16 protein-coding genes are annotated in these 19433 nt (G+C 35.2%); 12 read left to right on the top strand and 4 right to left on the bottom strand.

Annotated elements, in window-relative coordinates; genetic code table 11:
• Positions 1 to 147: 147 nt before the first annotated feature.
• The 12 genes from lrp to KO509_RS15150 all read left to right on the top strand — a co-directional run bounded on the left by lrp (position 148) and on the right by KO509_RS15150 (position 14804).
• Entirely contained in the window at positions 148 to 630 is a 483-nt protein-coding gene (gene lrp, locus KO509_RS15205; RefSeq protein ID WP_215974123.1) for a leucine-responsive transcriptional regulator Lrp, read from the top strand.
• A gap of 105 nt (positions 631 to 735) precedes the next feature.
• Positions 736 to 3285 (top strand): DNA translocase FtsK, encoded by a 2550-nt coding sequence (locus KO509_RS15200; RefSeq protein ID WP_215974122.1) that lies wholly within the window; start codon positions 736 to 738, stop codon positions 3283 to 3285.
• 11 nt (positions 3286 to 3296) lie between these two features.
• On the top strand, positions 3297 to 4037 hold the full coding sequence (gene lolA, locus KO509_RS15195) for an outer membrane lipoprotein chaperone LolA (RefSeq protein ID WP_215974121.1): 741 nt from the start codon (positions 3297 to 3299) through the stop codon (positions 4035 to 4037).
• A gap of 145 nt (positions 4038 to 4182) precedes the next feature.
• Positions 4183 to 5511 carry a replication-associated recombination protein A gene (locus KO509_RS15190; protein WP_215974138.1) on the top strand — a complete coding sequence of 443 codons (1329 nt, stop codon included), beginning with the start codon at positions 4183 to 4185 and terminating at the stop codon, positions 5509 to 5511.
• Positions 5504 to 5905 carry a fluoride efflux transporter CrcB gene (gene crcB, locus KO509_RS15185; protein WP_215974120.1) on the top strand — a complete coding sequence of 134 codons (402 nt, stop codon included), beginning with the start codon at positions 5504 to 5506 and terminating at the stop codon, positions 5903 to 5905. The genes KO509_RS15190 and crcB overlap by 8 nt, the downstream gene beginning before the upstream one ends.
• Positions 5906 to 5964: 59 nt before the next feature.
• Positions 5965 to 7245: a serine--tRNA ligase gene (gene serS / locus KO509_RS15180; protein WP_215974119.1), complete on the top strand. Its 1281-nt coding sequence runs from the start codon at positions 5965 to 5967 to the stop codon at positions 7243 to 7245.
• 376 nt (positions 7246 to 7621) lie between these two features.
• Entirely contained in the window at positions 7622 to 8128 is a 507-nt protein-coding gene (locus tag KO509_RS15175) for a TlpA disulfide reductase family protein (protein WP_252727622.1), read from the top strand.
• A 95-nt stretch (positions 8129 to 8223) separates the two neighbouring features.
• Positions 8224 to 9366: a M14-type cytosolic carboxypeptidase gene (locus KO509_RS15170; RefSeq protein ID WP_215974118.1), complete on the top strand. Its 1143-nt coding sequence runs from the start codon at positions 8224 to 8226 to the stop codon at positions 9364 to 9366.
• Between the two features lie 122 nt (positions 9367 to 9488).
• Entirely contained in the window at positions 9489 to 10997 is a 1509-nt protein-coding gene (locus tag KO509_RS15165) for an alanine/glycine:cation symporter family protein (protein ID WP_215974117.1), read from the top strand.
• Positions 10998 to 11104: 107 nt separating this feature from the next.
• Positions 11105 to 11431: a hypothetical protein gene (locus KO509_RS15160; RefSeq protein WP_215974116.1), complete on the top strand. Its 327-nt coding sequence runs from the start codon at positions 11105 to 11107 to the stop codon at positions 11429 to 11431.
• A 12-nt stretch (positions 11432 to 11443) separates the two neighbouring features.
• Positions 11444 to 11782, top strand: a complete 339-nt coding sequence (locus KO509_RS15155; protein WP_215974115.1) for a DUF1315 family protein — start codon at positions 11444 to 11446, stop codon at positions 11780 to 11782.
• 76 nt (positions 11783 to 11858) lie between these two features.
• Complete coding sequence (locus tag KO509_RS15150) at positions 11859 to 14804, top strand: DUF349 domain-containing protein (RefSeq protein WP_215974114.1); 2946 nt, start codon at positions 11859 to 11861, stop codon at positions 14802 to 14804.
• Between the two features lie 122 nt (positions 14805 to 14926).
• Here KO509_RS15150 and KO509_RS15145 read toward each other — a convergent pair whose 3' ends face one another.
• The 4 genes from KO509_RS15145 to sppA all read right to left on the bottom strand — a co-directional run bounded on the left by KO509_RS15145 (position 14927) and on the right by sppA (position 19292).
• Positions 14927 to 15796 carry a hypothetical protein gene (locus KO509_RS15145; protein ID WP_215974113.1) on the bottom strand — a complete coding sequence of 290 codons (870 nt, stop codon included), beginning with the start codon at positions 15794 to 15796 and terminating at the stop codon, positions 14927 to 14929.
• A gap of 149 nt (positions 15797 to 15945) precedes the next feature.
• Complete coding sequence (locus tag KO509_RS15140) at positions 15946 to 16182, bottom strand: hypothetical protein (protein WP_215974112.1); 237 nt, start codon at positions 16180 to 16182, stop codon at positions 15946 to 15948.
• 180 nt (positions 16183 to 16362) lie between these two features.
• Positions 16363 to 17382: an asparaginase gene (gene ansA / locus KO509_RS15135; protein WP_215974136.1), complete on the bottom strand. Its 1020-nt coding sequence runs from the start codon at positions 17380 to 17382 to the stop codon at positions 16363 to 16365.
• Between the two features lie 2 nt (positions 17383 to 17384).
• Complete coding sequence (gene sppA / locus KO509_RS15130; protein WP_215974111.1) at positions 17385 to 19292, bottom strand: signal peptide peptidase SppA; 1908 nt, start codon at positions 19290 to 19292, stop codon at positions 17385 to 17387.
• Positions 19293 to 19433 lie beyond the last annotated feature (141 nt).

Here is a 19433-nt window from a genome sequence, read left to right as displayed (position 1 = left end):
TAGCTTGGGTATCAGGCAGCTTATTAAAGAAAACTGCCTCGTTAGAGTGAGTAGTATAAAAGTGTTTTAATAGAATAACCTGTCGAAATTTATCGTTTTCCATTATATAATCCTAGAATTAAATAAAAATATAGTGATATATCCAGTATGCCTTTAGTAACAAATAAAGTGATAGATCGTATTGATAAGAATATTCTTGTTGAACTGCAAAAAGACGGTAGGTTATCAAATGTAGAATTATCAAAGCGTATAGGTTTAAGTCCAACAGCTTGTTTAGAAAGGGTTAGGCGACTTGAAAAAGAAAAATATATCACAGGCTACCAAGCAAATTTGAATTCAACAAAGTTAAACCTTGCTTTATTGGTCTTCGTTGAAATAACCTTGTCTAAAACTAGTCCTGATGTTTTTGATGATTTTGCTAGTGCAGTGCATGATTTAGATGTTATACAAGAATGCCATTTAGTTTCTGGAAATTTTGATTTTCTTCTAAAAACCCGTGTAAAAGACATGCTAGCTTATCGGCAATTATTAGGCGATATCCTCTTAAGGTTACCTGGCGTAAGTGAAAGTAGGACTTATGTTGTTATGGATGAAATTAAATCCAGTAATATCTTACCAATTAAGCGATAATTTGTTATTTTAACCGTACCATTGCTTCTTCAAAATGCCTATTAGTCTATTTTGGGTTAACATGGTTACATATAACACTCATCTTCTTTTATCATGGAATTTTAATTGTCTTCAGAACTCGTAAAAAATACTGACGAAACCAGTCAAAAATCTGTTAATACGCCGACTGACGAGCTAACTACACAATTAAGCGGTGTACAACGCTTATTAGAAACAGGCTTACTGTTTTTTAGTGTCTTGGCTATGTTTTTAATGTTGGCATTATTTAGCTTTGATCCAGCTGATCCCGGCTGGGCACAAACTGGTTATCAAACCCAAATTAGAAACCTTGGTGGTGCTGTAGGCGCTTATCTTTCTGATTTATTATTAAACCTTTTCGGCTATATTGCTTATACCTTACCTTTTGTTGTTGCACTTATTGGCTGGCTATTATTCCAAAAATTTCATCAATTAATGCAATTAGATTATTTGACTATTGGCTTGAAACTGATCGGTTTTATCCTTTTTTATATGGGGATAACTTCATTAGCAAGTATGAATTTTAACGATATATACTATTTTTCGGCCGGTGGAATTTTAGGTAATGTATTAAGTGACACCTTCCGTCCTTACTTTTCATTTGTTGGTAGTACATTAATTTTCTTAATGTTTACTTGTTCAGGCTTTGTATTATTAACTGGTTTTTCGTGGTTGAACTTTATTGATGATGTAGGTCGTTACTGTATTTCTTTCTTTATGTTGTTAAAGAACCTTCCACAGTTGATAAAAACTCAGTTTGGTACGGGTGATGCCAATACAGATGAAAAAATTGACAATGAGTTAGAAAAAAATTCAATAGCAGAAGAGCTCAACAATGATGAACCGGTAGTTGAAGAACCTGCTAAGAAAAAAATATCAATACCGTTTTTTAATAAGAACTCACCCCCTGAAGTGTCAGAAAAACCTGAAACTCAAGAGCCATTTGTTGATATTGACGACTTAATGGATGGTCCTTTTAGTATCAATGTTCAAGAGCATGTTGATGATTCTGAAATTACAGCTGCTTTTAGCACAGTTGAAAAAATTGATGTTGCCGACGATTTGCAGCCACGTGGTAAACTGTCAGCTAGTTCTGATACCAGCCAAGTTAATTTGGTACCCAGTGTTGAAGATAAATTTGAGGGTATGCCGTCAATTGATTTATTAGATAGGGCAGACAAAGCGAAAAACCCAATTAATCAAGAAGAACTAGAGCAGGTTAGTCGTTTAGTTGAAGCTAAGTTACTTGACTTTAAAGTAGTGGCACAAGTTGTTGCTGTGTATCCTGGGCCTGTTATCACCCGTTTTGAATTAGATTTAGCACCAGGTATGAAGGTGAGTAAAATTAGTTCATTATCAAAAGATTTAGCGCGAGCCTTATCTGCTATAAGTGTCCGTGTAGTTGAGGTGATTCCAGGTAAGTCTGTGATCGGTTTAGAGTTACCTAATAAGCACAGAGAAATTGTTCGGTTAAGTGAAGTTATTTCTTGTAAAGAATTTGAAGAGTCAAGTTCATCATTAACTATGGTATTAGGTAAGGATATTGCGGGCGAGCCGGTTGTTGTTGATTTAGCAAAAATGCCTCATTTACTCGTGGCAGGTACTACAGGCTCTGGTAAGTCTGTTGGTGTTAATACCATGATTGTAAGTTTATTGTATAAATCGACTCCTGAAGATGTACGCTTAATTATGATTGACCCTAAAATGCTTGAATTAAGCGTTTATGAAGGTATTCCACATCTGTTAGCTGAAGTGGTTACAGACATGAAAGATGCCGCTAATGCTCTTCGTTGGTGTGTTGCTGAAATGGAACGTCGTTATAAGCTTATGTCAGCTTTGGGAGTTCGTAATTTAAAAGGCTATAACAAGAAAGTTTTAGGGGCGATGAAAGAAGGTGAGCCTATTATTGATCCGTTATGGCAACCTAGCGATGGTTTAGATCAAACACCACCACAATTAGAAAAATTACCGAGTATTGTTGTTATTGTTGATGAGTTTGCTGACATGATGATGATTGTTGGTAAAAAAGTAGAAGAATTAATCGCACGAATTGCACAAAAAGCCCGTGCTGCAGGCATTCATTTAATACTTGCAACGCAACGTCCTTCTGTAGATGTCATTACCGGGTTAATTAAAGCAAATATTCCGACACGTATGGCGTTCCAAGTATCATCAGGTTTAAACTCTCGAACAATTTTAGACCAACAAGGGGCAGAGCAGTTGCTTGGTATGGGCGATATGCTTTATTTACCGCCTGGCACAGGCGTTCCTACCCGTGTTCATGGTGCCTTTATTGATGATCATGAAGTACATGCTGTCGTTAAAGATTGGAAGTTACGCGGTGAGCCAAATTATATTGAAGAAATTTTAGCAGGTGGTAGTGATCCTGATATGTTACTACCTGGTGAGCAGCCTGAAGGCAGCGAAGATGAAGAATTAGATACACTTTATGATGAAGCTGTTAATTTTGTTACTGAAAAGCGCCGTGTATCTATCTCGAGTGTCCAAAGACAATTCAGAATTGGTTATAACCGTTCAGCAAGAATTGTTGAACAAATGGAAATTCAAGGCATCGTATCTACTGCTGGCAATAACGGTGCTCGCGAAGTACTCGCCCCACCACCAATTAGAGATTAATTCGGATTAAAATGAATATGAATTATGTGAATATTATTACCCTAGCGCTAACATTAAATGTTGCTATAAATAACGTAGTGCAAGCAAATCAACTTGAACTCAATACCACTATACCCGTAAATAATGACGTGGCAGTAAAAGCACAAACTATGGCGAATGAATCCGTGATCACTACACAAACATCAGCCGCTAAAATCGAACTAATGGCTAAACTTGCTAATTTACATCATTTTAGCGCTAAGTTTGATCAACAAGTACAGAGCGAATCAGGCGATATACTTGAACAAAGCTCAGGAAAGTTAGCCATTAGCAAACCAAATTTAGCTAATTGGCATACGGCAGAGCCAGACGAGCTTTTGATTGTGTCTGATGGTGAGAATGTTTGGTTTTATAACCCATGGATCGAGCAAGTGAGTGTGTATTCTTTATCAGCTGCGATTGCACAAACGCCTATTTTATTGTTAACCAGCCAAGATGAGGCAATGTGGCAAGAGTATAGTGTTACTAATGAGGAAGATAACAGTTTTGTTATCACAGCAAAGGATGTAAACAGCCAAATTAAAAGTTTAACTTTGCTTTTTGATACAGACAAAGCTGGGGGGAAATTGAAACAGTTTTCCTTTTTAGATGCTACCGGTCAATTAAGTCATATTAAGCTAAGTGATTTTGACGATCATACGCTTCCTGAGGCAAATTTATTTAACTTTGTCGTGCCAGAAGGTGTGCAAATAGATGATCAACGCGCCAATTAGCTTATAACAGGAATGTGTGACTATTGTGGAAGACAATCAACAAACTAATTTATTTGGCTTAGCGTTAGAAACTTTTGATAACGAGCCAGTGCAAGATACTGTCTTAAGTTCAGCGTTTTCTTCTAACGCGCCACTGGCAGCAAAAATGCGTCCTAAAAGCTTAGAGGACTATGTTGGGCAACAGCATATTCTTGGGGAAGAATCCCCTTTAAAACAAGCCATTATACAAGGCCATTGTCATTCGCTTATTTTCTGGGGCCCACCTGGCAGTGGCAAAACGACCCTAGCAGAAATTATAGCAACCCATGCTAATGCTAAAGTAGTTCGATTATCTGCAGTAACGTCAGGTATTAAAGATATTCGTCTTGCTATCGAACAAGCCAAAATTAGAGCTAATAATTCAACACCAGAAAGTAAAACAGTACTCTTTGTTGATGAAGTACACCGTTTTAATAAATCTCAACAAGATGCTTTTTTGCCCTTTATTGAAGATGGCACCATTATTTTTATTGGTGCGACTACTGAAAATCCAGCGTTTGAATTAAATCAGGCTATTTTATCTCGTGCGCGTGTTTATACGTTAAAAAAACTTAATGCGGATGAGTTATCTCAAGTACTAACCAGAGCAATTAGCTTGGTATCGCAGGAGCAGGGCGTTAGTATCATTATCGACCAAGATGCTAAACAGAGTTTATTAAACCGCAGCGATGGCGATGCTAGAAGACTACTTAACTTGTTAGAAAACTGTCTTGATAGCCAAACCGCTTTTTTATCGGGAAAAGAGCACCAGATAACAATATCTGTTGAACTAATAGCACAAGTAGCAGGCAGTAAAATAGCGCTTTATGATAAAGGTGGTGATGCCTTTTATGATTTAATTAGTGCCTTTCACAAATCCGTTAGAGGCTCAGATCCTAATGCTGCACTTTATTGGTATGCTAGAATTTTAACCGGCGGTGGTGATGCACTTTATGTAGCAAGACGCTTACTTGCGATAGCGAGTGAAGATATAGGTAATGCCGATCCACGTGCGATGCAATTAGCGATTAATGCCTGGGACACGTTTCATCGAGTAGGACCAAGTGAAGGTGAACGAGCTATTGCTCAAGCTGCGGTATACATGGCATTAGCGCCAAAAAGTAATGCCGTTTATATGGCTTTTAATCAAGCTAAAGTGTTAGCGGAGCAAACCTCAAGTTTAGATGTTCCCGATCACTTAAAAAATTCAACCAGTGAAATTACTAAAAATTTAGGCCATGGCGTTGATTATCGTTATGCTCATAATGAAATTAATGCTTTTGCCGCAGGTGAAAATTATTTTCCAGAAGCATTAGCGAAGGCGAATGAACAAGCCAGTGGCTATAATACCGATCTTTATCAACCTAGCGATCGTGGTTTAGAAAAACAATTAAAAGAAAAGCTCGATTATTTAAATCAGCTAAATCAAAACAGTAGTGAGCAACGCTATGAATAATGCGATTAGTAACCTAACTTTATATGCTTTTGTTGCTTTAGGTGGTGCTTGTGGTGCTAGTTTGCGTTTTTATATTTCGCAATTAGTGTTAAATTGGCTAGGAAAGGGGTTTCCTTTTGCAACATTGATGGTTAATATCACCGGCTCATTTATTATGGGTTTGTTATACCAATTAATAGAACATGAAATTTTAGATATTAATGTTCACAGAACTTTAATAGGTATTGGATTTTTAGGTGCTTTTACCACCTTTTCAACATTTTCATTAGACTCCTTGTTATTAATTCAACAAGGAGACTTACTAAAAGCCGGCATTAATATTATATTGAATGTGTCGCTTTGTATTGCTGCTGCTGGTTTAGGACTTTATTTAGTCTCAGCAATAGCCAAATAATATAACTTTTGTAGATTAATTTTAATCTTAATTTTAAACCAGAAATAACGTGAATAATTATGCTTGATGCCAAACAACTTAGAACAGATACAGATAACATTGCCACACAACTGGCAAAGCGTGGTTTTACCCTTGATATTGAAACCCTAAATGCGCTAGAAGAACAACGTAAAGCGATTCAAGTTAAAACCCAAGATTTACAAAATGAACGTAATACCCGTTCGAAATCTATTGGTCAAGCAAAAGCCCGCGGTGAAGATATTGCCCCATTACTTGCTGCTGTTAGCCAACTTGGTAATGACTTAGACGCTGCTAAAGCCGAGCAAGATGAAGTACTTGCTAAAATTAATGATATTGCCAGCGCAATACCTAATTTATTAGATGAATCAGTACCAGAAGGTAAAGATGAAGAGGATAACGTTGAAATTAAGCGTTGGGGTACACCACGTGAATTTGATTTTGAAGTTAAAGACCACGTAGACTTAGGCTTCTCTGTCGATAAAGGATTAGACTTTGAAAGCGGTGCAAAATTAGCAGGCACACGTTTTGCTGTAATGCGCGGTAAAATCGCTAAGTTACACCGTGCATTAGCGCAATTTATGCTTGATATGCACACAGAAGAGCATGGTTATCAAGAAATGTACGTACCATACTTAGTTAATGCTAATTCTTTATATGGTACTGGACAATTGCCAAAGTTTGGTGAAGATTTATTTCATACCGATTTATCAGGTAAAAAATTCTCTTTAATACCTACATCAGAAGTACCGTTAACTAATATGTACCGTGATGAAATTGTTGAAGAATCAGAATTACCAATAAAAATGACCGCGCACACACCTTGTTTCCGTAGTGAAGCTGGCTCAGGTGGACGTGATATCAGAGGTCTAATTCGCCAGCATCAGTTTGATAAAGTAGAAATGGTGCAGTTGGTGAAACCTGAAAATTCATTTGAAGCACTAGATGAATTAACTAGTCATGCAGAAGCTATTCTGGAAAAATTAGAGTTACCGTATCGTACTATGGCATTGTGTAGTGGTGATGTAGGTTTTAGCGCAACTAAAACATTTGATTTAGAAGTTTGGTTACCAGCACAAAATACTTACCGAGAAATTTCTTCTTGTTCAAATATGGGGGCTTTCCAAGCGCGTCGTATGCAAGCTCGTTTCCGTAATAGTGAAACTAATAAACCAGAATTATTACATACTTTAAATGGCTCTGGTTTAGCCGTAGGTCGAACGTTAGTTGCGGTATTAGAGAATTACCAACAAGCCGATGGTAGTATTAATATTCCAACAGCATTACAACCTTATATGAATGGCTTAACCAAAATTGGTTAATTAGTTCGTAAATTACCGTTAGTCATTATTGTCGTTATTACTTTACGTCGTTATTCCGTAGGTGACTTAATACGGAATCTCGTACAGCTAATTTTGTAAAGAAAGAGAGCCTGAATCAAGTTCAGGATGACAATAAGTCGTTGTTCGGATTGACGATAAATAGTTATTTAGGTTAATGGTAAACAACTATTTAGGGTGGCGTTAAATCGTTATTTAGAATAGTAATGGAACTACATTGATACTAACGATAATCCTTTGGAAAGAGCTATTAACACTTTATTAATAGCTCTTTTTATTATCTATTGAAATATTTCTGTAATAAATTATCACTTATCGGGTCTACTCCTTGTAACCTAAAATTTAAAGGAATATTCACTTGCTTACTACACTCCGTAATTTGTTCATTCAAGCGTTGATTGTTGTTGTCGTTTTTCAAACTGTATCTTATCTTCGCGAAACCAGCATGCTATCTTCTGATACTAAAATAACGCCAACGAGTGCATTGTCATTTACGCAAGTGCCAACACTGTTAGGCGAGACAGTGTCATTAAATTCACAAGGTAAAAAAACAATTATTTATTTTTTTGCGCCGTGGTGTAGAATTTGTCATGTCAGTATTAGTAATTTGCAATCACTGTATGAAAAAAATAGCAATATTGATGTTATTGCAGTTGCGTTAGATTATAGAAAGCTTAGTGAAGTATCTGATTTTTCAAAAGACAAAAAATTAACTTTTCCTATAGCACTGGGAAATGAAGAAATTAAAAATGCTTTTTTAATTACTGCATACCCTAGTTACTATGTTATCGACGAAGAAAATACAGTTATTGGCAAATCTTTAGGGTATTCTTCTGAACTTGGTCTTTATTTAAGATCTCTATAGTGATCTTATTTATGTTTGTGTACACTGTTTCCTTACTCTTTAGTCCATACCGAGCAATAGATAAGTCGGTATGAAAGAAAAAGGCTTTCAATTTTATGCAAATATCTGACAACTTTGACAGCGGTAATATCCGTGTTATTGATGCAAGTAATATCAACAATATTCAATTAGAAATAAAACACGATAATCAATCTGAATTTTATCAGTGGTTTCATTTCAAACTCCAGACAGATACTAGTCCAAGTAATACTCGTCAAGAACATGTTCTTAATATTATTAATGCTGGAAAATCCGCTTATGTTGAGGGTTGGAAAGGTTATCAAGCGGTAGCATCGTATGATCGTGACCATTGGTTTCGTGTTCCTACCACCTTTGATGGTGATAAATTAACAATAACGATGACTCCTGAATTTGATTCTGTTTATTTCGCTTACTTCTCACCTTACAGTTATGAACGTCATCAAGACTTATTACATAATGCCCAAATGGATCTTGACTGTCAGTTACAAGTGTTAGGCCAAACAATTGATGGCAGAGATGTTAGTTTATTAAAAATTGGTGAAGAAGGTGAGGGGAAGCGTGTTATTTGGTTAACAGCACGTCAACATCCAGGTGAAACCATGGCCGAGTGGTTTATTGAAGGATTTCTAGATCGTTTACTTGATGAAGATGATGGTGTTGCACGTGCCTTATTAAATAAAGCAGTATTTTATATTGTGCCTAACATGAATCCCGATGGCAGTGTTCGTGGTCACCTGCGTACCAATGCTGTAGGTACCAACTTAAACCGTGAATGGTTATCGCCTTCAATGGAGAGAAGTCCTGAAGTTTATTTAGTACGTGAAAAAATGCTTGAAACAGGTGTTGATATGTTTTTAGACGTACATGGTGATGAAGCATTACCTGTTAACTTTGTAGCAGGTTGTGAAGGTGTAGTTAATTATGATGAACGCCATAAAGCACTTGAAGACAAGTTTAAAAGCATTTTATTGTCATTAACACCTGAATTTCAAGATGAACGTGGTTACGACAAAGATGAGCCTGGTCAAGCAAACCCTACAGTTGGAACAAATTGGGTCGGTAACCAATTTAAATGCTTAGCTTATACTATTGAAATGCCTTTTAAAGATAATGACTTACTTCCTGATTATAGTGTAGGTTGGTCTGATATTCGAAGTAGTCTACTAGGACGTGACTTCTTAACAGGTATCTATCACATGGTTGATGACTTAAGATAGATAACGCTTTACTGTATTCGTCAATGAAAATGTCACTAGAACATATAAATTGACGAATACATTTTCAAACTAAACACTATTTAATAAGTGTATAAAATAATAAAAATAAAGAGGAAGTTTACGTGCAAGATTTAGTCAATACTATTAATGGTTATATTTGGAGTAGTGCTCTGATCTACCTGTGCTTAGGTGCGGGTTTGTTTTTTACTGTGTTAACACGTTTTGTTCAAGTACGACAGTTTTCAGAAATGTGGCGTTTATTAATGTCAGGCCAAAGTTCAGAAAAGGGCATATCATCGTTTCAAGCTTTAGCCGTATCTTTATCTGGTCGTGTTGGTGCTGGTAATATCGCTGGTGTAGCTGCAGCTATAGGTTTTGGTGGGCCAGGTGCAGTTTTTTGGATGTGGATAGTTGCTTTTTTTGGTGCCGCGACAGCCTATATTGAATCTGCTAATGCACAAATTTATAAAGAAGAGCATGATGGTAAATATTATGGCGGTCCCGCTTATTATATTGAAAAAGCAATGGGACAAAAATGGTATGCATGGACTTTTGCCATAGCCACAATTCTTGCTACGGGTGTGTTATTACCTACCGTGCAATCGAATACAATAGGTACAGCTGTAGAGCAAGTATTTTCTAATAGTGGCAGTATTGCAACAGGCATTGGTGTAATAAGTTATGCCAAACTCTATACAGCAACAGGTATAGTATTATTGCTTGGTTTTATCATTTTTGGTGGTATTAAACGGATCGCTAATTTTACACAAGTTGTTGTGCCATTTATGGCGCTAGCCTATATTTTAATTTCATTAATTATTATCGCGTTAAATATCACTGAACTACCCAGAGCATTTATGATGATTATTAGTGATGCCTTTACGCCAATGGCCGGTTTTGGTGCTGCAATAGGTTGGGGGGTTAAACGTGGTGTCTATTCTAATGAAGCTGGTCAAGGTACTGGGCCTCATGCCGCAGCTGCAGCTGAAGTTGATCATCCTGCTCAGCAAGGGTTAGTACAATCATTCTCAGTATATATCGATACGCTATTTATTTGTTCTGCTACTGCATTTATGATTATTATTACCGGTGCTTATAATGTTCATGGTGTAGGTGATGGATTTATTGTGCAGAATGTAGCAAGTGATATTGCAGCCAATGGTCCAGAGTTTACGCAAATTGCAGTGGAAAGTGTTTTTACTGGCGTGGGTAAACCTTTTGTTGCTTTGGCATTATTCTTCTTTGCCTTTACAACTATATTGGCATATTACTTTATTGCTGAAAATAATATTTACTACATTAAGCGAACGTTTAAACTCCCAGGGGCAGTATTTATCCTAAAAGCCGTCATTATGATCGCTACTTTTTATGGTACTGTGAAAGCTGCTAATATTGCTTGGGGCTTAGGTGACATCGGTGTTGGGCTAATGGCTTGGTTAAATATTATTGGTATTATCATCATTTTCTTTATGTCGAAACCCGCGATAAAAGCGTTAAAAGATTATGAAGAACAACAAAAAGCCAATGTTGATAAATATACTTTTGATCCACAGAAACTAGGGATTAAAAATGCAACATTTTGGGAAAATCGTTTAGCAAAAGCTAAGAGTAACAAGATTAACGAGCCATAGTGCTGTATTAAGAGAAATAATAGTAAAAAACGTCTTTAGGGACGTTTTTTTTTGCCTGAAAAAGGGTAGAATATTGATAAAATAATGCGTTACAAAGGTTTATCAAAATGGCAGTAATTAATTGCCCTAGTTGCAAAAAAAAAATATCAGATAAAGCAAAAGACTGTAGCCACTGTGGATTAGCTTTACAAGCATTAGACAGTGAAAAGATCGCTAGTATAAATCGCGTCAATAGAATTAATAAAGCACAACGATTAATGAATTATTCTTTTGTTGCTATGTTAATGTTTTGTGGCGGCTTTTTGTTTATGTTTTGGGATAATGTTGAACAAGGCACTTGGCAACATACATTAGCGATGATTTGTACCATTATTGGTTTTATTATGTATTTAGTTATCCGAGTAAAATTACTTCTCTTTAAACGAAAAAAATAACCTGAGTCTCTTATGAATTTACAAGATACAATTGAACATATGCCAGAGGCAATGTATTTACGTCTAAAATGTGCAGCTGAAACGGGTAAATGGCCAGAAGGCACTGTGGTAGAACAAGCTCAACGTGATACCGCGCTACAATTAATTATGGCCTATCAGGCTCGTCACTTAAATAGTGATGAAATGTTAACCATTGGTAGTGATGGTCAAATGGTACACAAAAATAAACGTCAATTAAAAGAACAATTTTCCTCCAATACTAAAGAAGAAACTGTTAGCGCAAGCTCCATAGCTAACTCAGAAAATGAAAGTTCAATTAAGAGCGATATTGCTCATTTTACCAACCTATAATAATCAAAAGTATATTTTCTAATTCATTTTTCTTAGAAGTATTGGATGTTTATTTATCATCAAAATGTGATTTCCTATGATTTTCAATTTGTTTAAAAGTAAAAAAAGCTGGCAACATAAAGATAGCAATGTACGTATCGGCGCTATAAATGATGAATTAACTAATAATAATAGTGAGGATAAAGCGGTATTATTATCGTTACTACATGACGATGATAGCGAATTAGTCCGTCGTGCTGTGTTATTAAAACTCAATAGTTTAGAGCACTATTTGAACGAGAGTGTTGTTAATAATAATAAAAATGTAAGATCATTTGCTAAAGCGCAAGTACAAGATATTTTATCTGGCAAACATAATATTATTTTATCCACCAATGAAAAACAGGATTTTTTATCTAAAGTAATTGAATCAACAAAAACCAATCAAGAACTTGGTGTTGATAGTTCGGTGTTAAACCAATGGCTTGATCATGAAAATGAACCGTGTTTGGTGGTAAGCTTATTTGAAATTTTGGTTCACAATAAAAATACAGCGCAATTTCTATTACAAACGTTTACTAAAAAACAATCAGCTGAAATACAAAAGCACTTAATGTCGCTAGAACTTAATGAACTCAACGATGTGTCATTACTAACAAAGTTAAGTAAAAAAGCAATAAATGATGAAGTTGTTCAAGTTATCAACACCCGTTTATCACAGCTAATTGAAGAAAAAGAAAAGCCTATACGCGTACTAAAACAAAAACAATTAATACTTTCAAAGTTATTAGCACTGAAAGATCAATCAGATTATGCACATTACTTAACAAACAAATCAGTGTTAGTCGAAGCGTGGGAGCAAGATAATTCTGATATAACTTGTTTACCAAAAGAGGAGCAAGAAATTTTATTAAATAAATTTAATAAAATTATGGGGCAACTAACGCAAATTTTTGCGCCAAAAGAAGAGGCATACCAACAAGCAAAAATTGCAGAAAAATTGCTTAACGAAAAAAATTCAGCGAAAGAACGTTTTAATAAAACTATTGCTCAGTTAAATGAAAAAATAACCGCAGCAGTTTTCGATGGTAGCATAGAAGGGGCAACTTCTGATAAACAGGGTGATAACAATACAGAAGAGAAATTTCTAACCACCTTGGATACACTTAACGATAATATCACTGCAAGTGTTTTAAACAATAAAGAACAAAATGAGTTTTTACAAAAAAGCGAACAATTGAGAGTACGATTAACGCAATTGCCTGAAATTGCTCAATCGGTAAGTGAAGCAACTTACCTTATTTCCAATATTTCTCAATTGACGTTACCTGAATCACTTAATGAGTTAAATGAACGTCAACAAACATATAATGATTGGTTAAGTAATTACAAAGCGGTAAATAAAAAGGCACACGGTGTGTTGCCACAGTCTATTACTGAGTCTTATAAAGAGATTACACAGAGTTGGCAAAATGGCTTACGACCTTTGCAGCAAGAGCAAAAAAAATTATTTGAGCAAACTAAGAAAAAATTGATTGATTTAAAACGTTTATTACTTGGCGGCAAGTACAAAGTTTGTTTCGGTTTATTTAAAGGTGTTAATCAAGCAATTACCTTATTATCGATCCAACAACAGCAACAATTACAGCGTGATTTTGATAATGTCAGTAAAAGAATGGCCGAAATTAGCGATTGGGAACATTATATTGCAACGCCACGCAAACAAGAGTTATTAGTTGAAATAAATGCTTTAGTAACAACACCGTTAGATGATCCTAATGCGCAAGCGAATAAAGTAAAGCAATACAGAAAAACGTGGAATTCATTAGGCCACGCAGATGAAGACATTGATAAAGAGTTAAATGAGCAGTTTAACCTTGCGTGTGAACAAGCATTCGCGCCATGTCGCTTATTTTATGCTGAACAAGAGAAAATGCGAGCGCAACATTTAGTTACTCGTAATGAAATAATAACTCAAGCGCAAGACTTAGCAGAAATGTTACAACCTGAAAATACTGACAGCACTACAGTAGACTTTAAAGCAATTGATGGAAAATTAAATAAATTACAACAACGCTGGCAGCAAGCAGGTGAGGTTGATAGGGAGCAGTATCAAAAACTGTTTAAGCAATTTAAAAATATCATCCAACCTATCAAAAATGCAATTAAGGCTTTTCACGATGCTAATAGTAATAAAAAACAAGCATTAATTGTAGAAGCGGAACAACAGCTTGCTAATGAAGATACCTATCAAGCAATCGAAAATGTTAAAAAATTACAAGCACAATGGCGTGAGATTAGTTTTGCTGGTGCTCATCAAGAGTCTAAACTTTGGCAAAAGTTTAGAGCGATTAATGATCAAGTGTTCGCCAAACGAGATCAGGCTAAGTCTGAGCAAAAATCAGAATTAGCGCAGGTAGCTGAAGCGTTTAATAAAACGCTTATTGATATAAAAGTAAGTCTTAATGATGTAGCCGACGATAGTAAAGAAAACAGTATAGAAAAAAATACTATTATTAATGCTAAAACACAGGCGGAAGAATTATTATCACAAGTGATTGCCAATAAACCTGTTATTAAATCAGTGGCCAGCGAGATTGAAGTATTTATAAAACAGCTTAATAAAAAAATTGAACATATAATCGCCGAAGAAGAAAAGGAAAGTTGGCAGAGTTTATTTATTATGCTTGAGAAAGTGGCAAAGTCAGAAATTATGGCTGAAAATCTTATTAGTTTACCTGAGTATCAAGCGCTAACGAATTTTTGGCAAAAACGATTATCAGATCTATGTTTGACCACAGAGCAGGCTGATCCAAATGAACGTGCTGAAAAAACATTAGAGCTGGAAATTTTGGCTCAAGTTGAATCACCTGATGAACTTGCGTCACAACGAATGGCAGTACAAGTAAAGTTAATACAAGAACAAATGCAATCATCAGGTATTATTGATTTAAATAAACGTTTAATTGATTGGTTAGCATTAGGAAAATTAAATGCGTCAGATGTTGAATTATTGATTCGATTAAAGAAAGTATTTGTTTAATAATAACCTAAATAAGCATGGCTGCTCAGTTAAAACTGCTAATGCCGTTTACCGATAGTGAACGGCATTACTAATTAAAAGCCTTTATATTGTTTTATTTAAATGAATACATTGATTTTTAATTACATACAGCTTCCTAAACAAATTAAACCTCCTCCTTCTCTTTCTACACAAGAGACAGTAACTGGAATACATGAGTGTTCCCATTGAAGTGTAATTCCCCAATACCCCAAATATTGACTAAAACTTTGGGTATTTTCTTTTGACGAAAAAATATAATTTCCATTTACAACAGCTTTAGATAGTGGAATTGTATTCCCATCTGACTCCCGAGCAGAATTAGCAACAATGTCATATGTTTCTGTTTGTGGATTAGGAATAACTGTCAAAAGACTATCATCATTAAAAATTAACTTAATGCCCAATTTTATATCTTTTAAGTGAATAGATCCTAAACTTAGTTTAGATGTAATGCTGTTAACAACAACGGAAAACGCATTTACTTTTGTTGCTAAATGCAGTTGATACAAATCAGATCTCATCTTGCTTGTTTTAATGAAATCATAAGCGCTATCTCCATTAGGACCACTTGCTATTACAATATCCGCAATTAATTCACCAGAATGACTGTTTCGGTATTGTTTTCCGGAATAAAGTTCGCTAATGCCTTCAAGTAATTCAGTACCCGCTTCTTGTTCTAAACTAGTTAATGTTCTCTCTATACCTCGCCTGACAGGAACATTATGATCTCCAGTATTGGTCCATTCAGTGTAAACTGTATATTTTCTAAATGAATTGTTTTTCTTATCAACAACATAACTAATTCCATTTTGAGTTATTTCATATGCATTTAAGGCTGCTGACTTTGTATTTTCTGCATCACAACCATGACAAGCTGTTAATTTGAATCCATCAGCATGACTGGTATTACTGTAAAATGTAGAAATCGCTAAAAGTGCGCCTAAAAAAATACTATTTAAAGTTAACTTCATATTTCATCCTTATAAATATTTCGGTTAATATCGCTCATAAAAAATACTAATATTCTATTTATGATTGTCAATAATAGTTCGATATTCAATCAATATATGTATAATTTACACTCGTACTTATATTATGAATAGTAGATAATAAGTATAATTTAACTTCCTAAAATTATAGAAATCAAAATTAATCCTATACCTACTAGCCACATAAAAAATGGAATTTTAGCTTCCTGCCAATATATGTATAAGAATATAATTGTAATCGGCGGGAAAAATAAGCAGCCCAACCCCCACAAGATACTTTGTCTAAACGCTGTAGCTACAAATATAATGACACCTGCAAGCGTAACTCCGTAACCTATATTTACCAAATATAATAAAATATCCAACATAGTGATTCTTGTTATTTCAGTTAATCATCCTTTTTAACCTTGCTATGGTTATGAAAAAATACTTATGCTCTTTTCATCATACATGTACTAATTTCACAAATACAAATTCAAAATTTTTATATAATAATTATTTTTTGCTTGCTGTTTATTTATCTAAATATAAAAAAACTTGGTAGGGGGCTAACTTGTTAATTCGCCTCGTAAATTCACTTCCATCAAATGACACGTTTTCGCATAACTTAAATTTTGACTAAGCAAATAGTGAAGCTTAGTTAATGTTGCTTCTAATGTCATATCATGGCCACTAATAACACCTGCTTGATTCAGGGCATTGCCTGTTGCATAGCCTGACATATTAACCATACCTTTAATGCATTGACTACAATTAATCACCACAATTTCTTGCTGTTTCGCTTTAGTTAAACAAGCGAGCAGCGCGGGATCTTGTGGCGCATTGCCAACGCCATAACTTCTGATTATTAGAGCTTTTACTGGTTGCCTAATAACATTCTCTATAACATCGCTACTAATGCCTGGGTACAAATGCACAACACCAATGGGTTGAGGTGTAATATCGCGAACAATTACGGGAGGTGCATATACACATTGATCTGAAATTTTCCCCGCGATCACGTTAATATTAATACCCGCTTCAATTAATGGCGGCATATTCGGTGAATCAAAGGCATTAAAACCATCGGCATAAGCTTTTATTGAGCGGTTGCCGCGGTAAAGCTTATTATTAAAAAATAAACCCACTTCATTAATAGGGTAATTAGCTGCTATATACAGGGAGTTTAGCACATTAACCTGGCCATCAGAACGCAATTGACTAAGCGGTATTTGAGAGCCGGTGACAATAATGGGTTTGTTTAAATTTTCAAACATAAATGACAAGGCTGAACTAGTGTAAGCCATAGTATCCGTGCCATGTAATACAACAAAGCCATCATAATCATCATAATGTTTTTTTATATCATTAGCGATACGTTGCCAATCACTTGGTGTCATATTGGATGAATCAATTAACGGATGATATTCGTTAATGGTAAACTCTGGCATCTCCTCGCGATAAAACTCAGGTAATGCATGAATAGAGTCTGTTAAGTGACCTTTAACAGGAATATATCCTTGATCACTTTTTTTCATTCCAATTGTGCCACCAGTGTAGGCAACGTAGATTTTTTTCTTTTTAAGCATCATTATTGAACGTTACACGCTAAACATAAAGTATACATGCCTTGTGGATCATTAAATTGATTCATCTTGGTTATTTCCTTTTGCATTTGTTCAATAAATTGTGTCATTGGTTTTGCATTAACACTTTGTGGAGCTGATAAGTCGCTATCAAGCGGTAATAAAGTGTCGACAAACATAAATGATTGCGCTTCACCTATCATCTTTTGAAGAAATTTATCCCGTTCAGATACTTCTTTTTCAATTAATAACGTATCGTATTGTTCAATATTTGCTAAGTTAGCAGCAGCAATAATGGCATCGTTTAAATTACCTAATTCATCAACTAAGCCTAATTCTTTCGCTTTTGCACCTGACCAAACACGACCTTGAGCAATAGAATCTACTTGCGCTAAAGTCATGTCTCTATTTTCTGCTACTAAGGTAATAAAATCTTGGTAACCTTTATTGATAGAAAGTTGAAATAGCTGTGCCATACCTTCAGTTAATGGTCGAGTTGGACCAAAGCCCGCGATATCTGTTGTTCCGACACCATCAGTATAAACGCCTATCTTACTGAGTGAGTCTTCAAAGGTCATCATCATACCAAAAATACCAATAGAGCCAGTAATAGTAGCAGGAGAGGCATAAATTTTATTTGCAGGAGCTGATATCCAGTAACCACCTGAAGCAGCATAAGTACCCATTGAAGCAACAACAGGCTTACCTGCAAGTTTTAATAATTCGACTTCTTGACGAATTATTTCAGAAGCAAAAGCGCTACCACCAGGGCTATCAACACGCAGTACCACCGCTTTTACATTTTTATTTTCTCGTGCTTTACGTAATAAGGCTGCTGTTGAATCACCACCAATAGTTCCTGGCTTTTGCACACCATTTAAAATAGTACCTTTAGCAACTATTACGGCAACTTTATCTAATTGGGCAAGGGCGGTACTTTGATCAAAGGTTTTATCAAGATTTATAAGAGATAAGTAATCTTTAAAGCCAATATGACTATAGCTATCACCTTTTTTATTTTTACCAACCAGTTCAATTAATTCATCACGCATTTGAGTACGGGTTTTCAATTGATCAACCCAGTGATTATTCAGGGCATAATCAGCAAAACTGCCGTTGGCTTGTTCTATTTTTTTGACTAAATCTTCAATACTTTCATCAAAATTTTCAATATCAAAATCTCTTTGTTGTGCAACATCACTTTTATACTGAGTCCATAAATCATTTAGCCATAGTTCATTTGCTTCTTTTGCCGCGTCAGACATGTCGTCACGTAAGAAAGGCTCTACTGCTGATTTAAAAGTTCCAACACGAAAAATATGTTGGTTTATTGATAGCTTTTCTAACGCTGATTTAAAATACATTCCATATCTACCGTAACCTTCAAGTAACATATAGCCTTCGGTATTTAACCAAATATCATCAGCATAACTGGCAAGGTAATATTGATCTTGTGTATATTGATCACCTAGCGCAATAACTTTTTTACCTGAGTTTTTAAAGTCAACTAGTGCAGCACCAACATCTTGTAGTTTTGCTAAACCGGCTGAACCAAGTCCTTGTAACTGTAATACTAATATTTGCACCCGATCATCATTTTTAGCTTTGGTGATAACCTCGAGTAAATCTGAAAGTAAAACTTCAGGATTACCTTCTTTTTCACCTAGTGCTTCGACTAATAGAGTATCTAAAGGATTAACCTCTTTTTTTTGTTCTACTAAATCACCGGTCAAATTCAATACAAGCGCGGTATTATTCGGTACAGTGACACTCTTAGAGTCTGTGTTTAACATGGCTATTAGGCCGATAAAAAATACAATAAAAATAATATTAAGGACTACTGAGCGGGTAATCGTGAATACTCGCCAGAGGCTAGTGAAAATGGTTTTAAAAAAGTTAACTAAAGCGTTCATAAAAAATTATTCAAATAAAATTTAATAGGTAGCTATATATTACCTTAATCAAATAGCAAATAGACGATTAAGTGATAAATATATTAATATTTAACATGTACTTGATCTTGTTTAGACATATGAAGTGCTATGTATACAACG

The sequence above is a fragment of the Colwellia sp. C2M11 genome (assembly GCF_018860915.1).
Classification (GTDB): domain Bacteria; phylum Pseudomonadota; class Gammaproteobacteria; order Enterobacterales; family Alteromonadaceae; genus Colwellia.
Note: the sequence above shows the minus strand (reverse complement) of the source record. Positions and strands in the feature narration are given on the sequence as shown.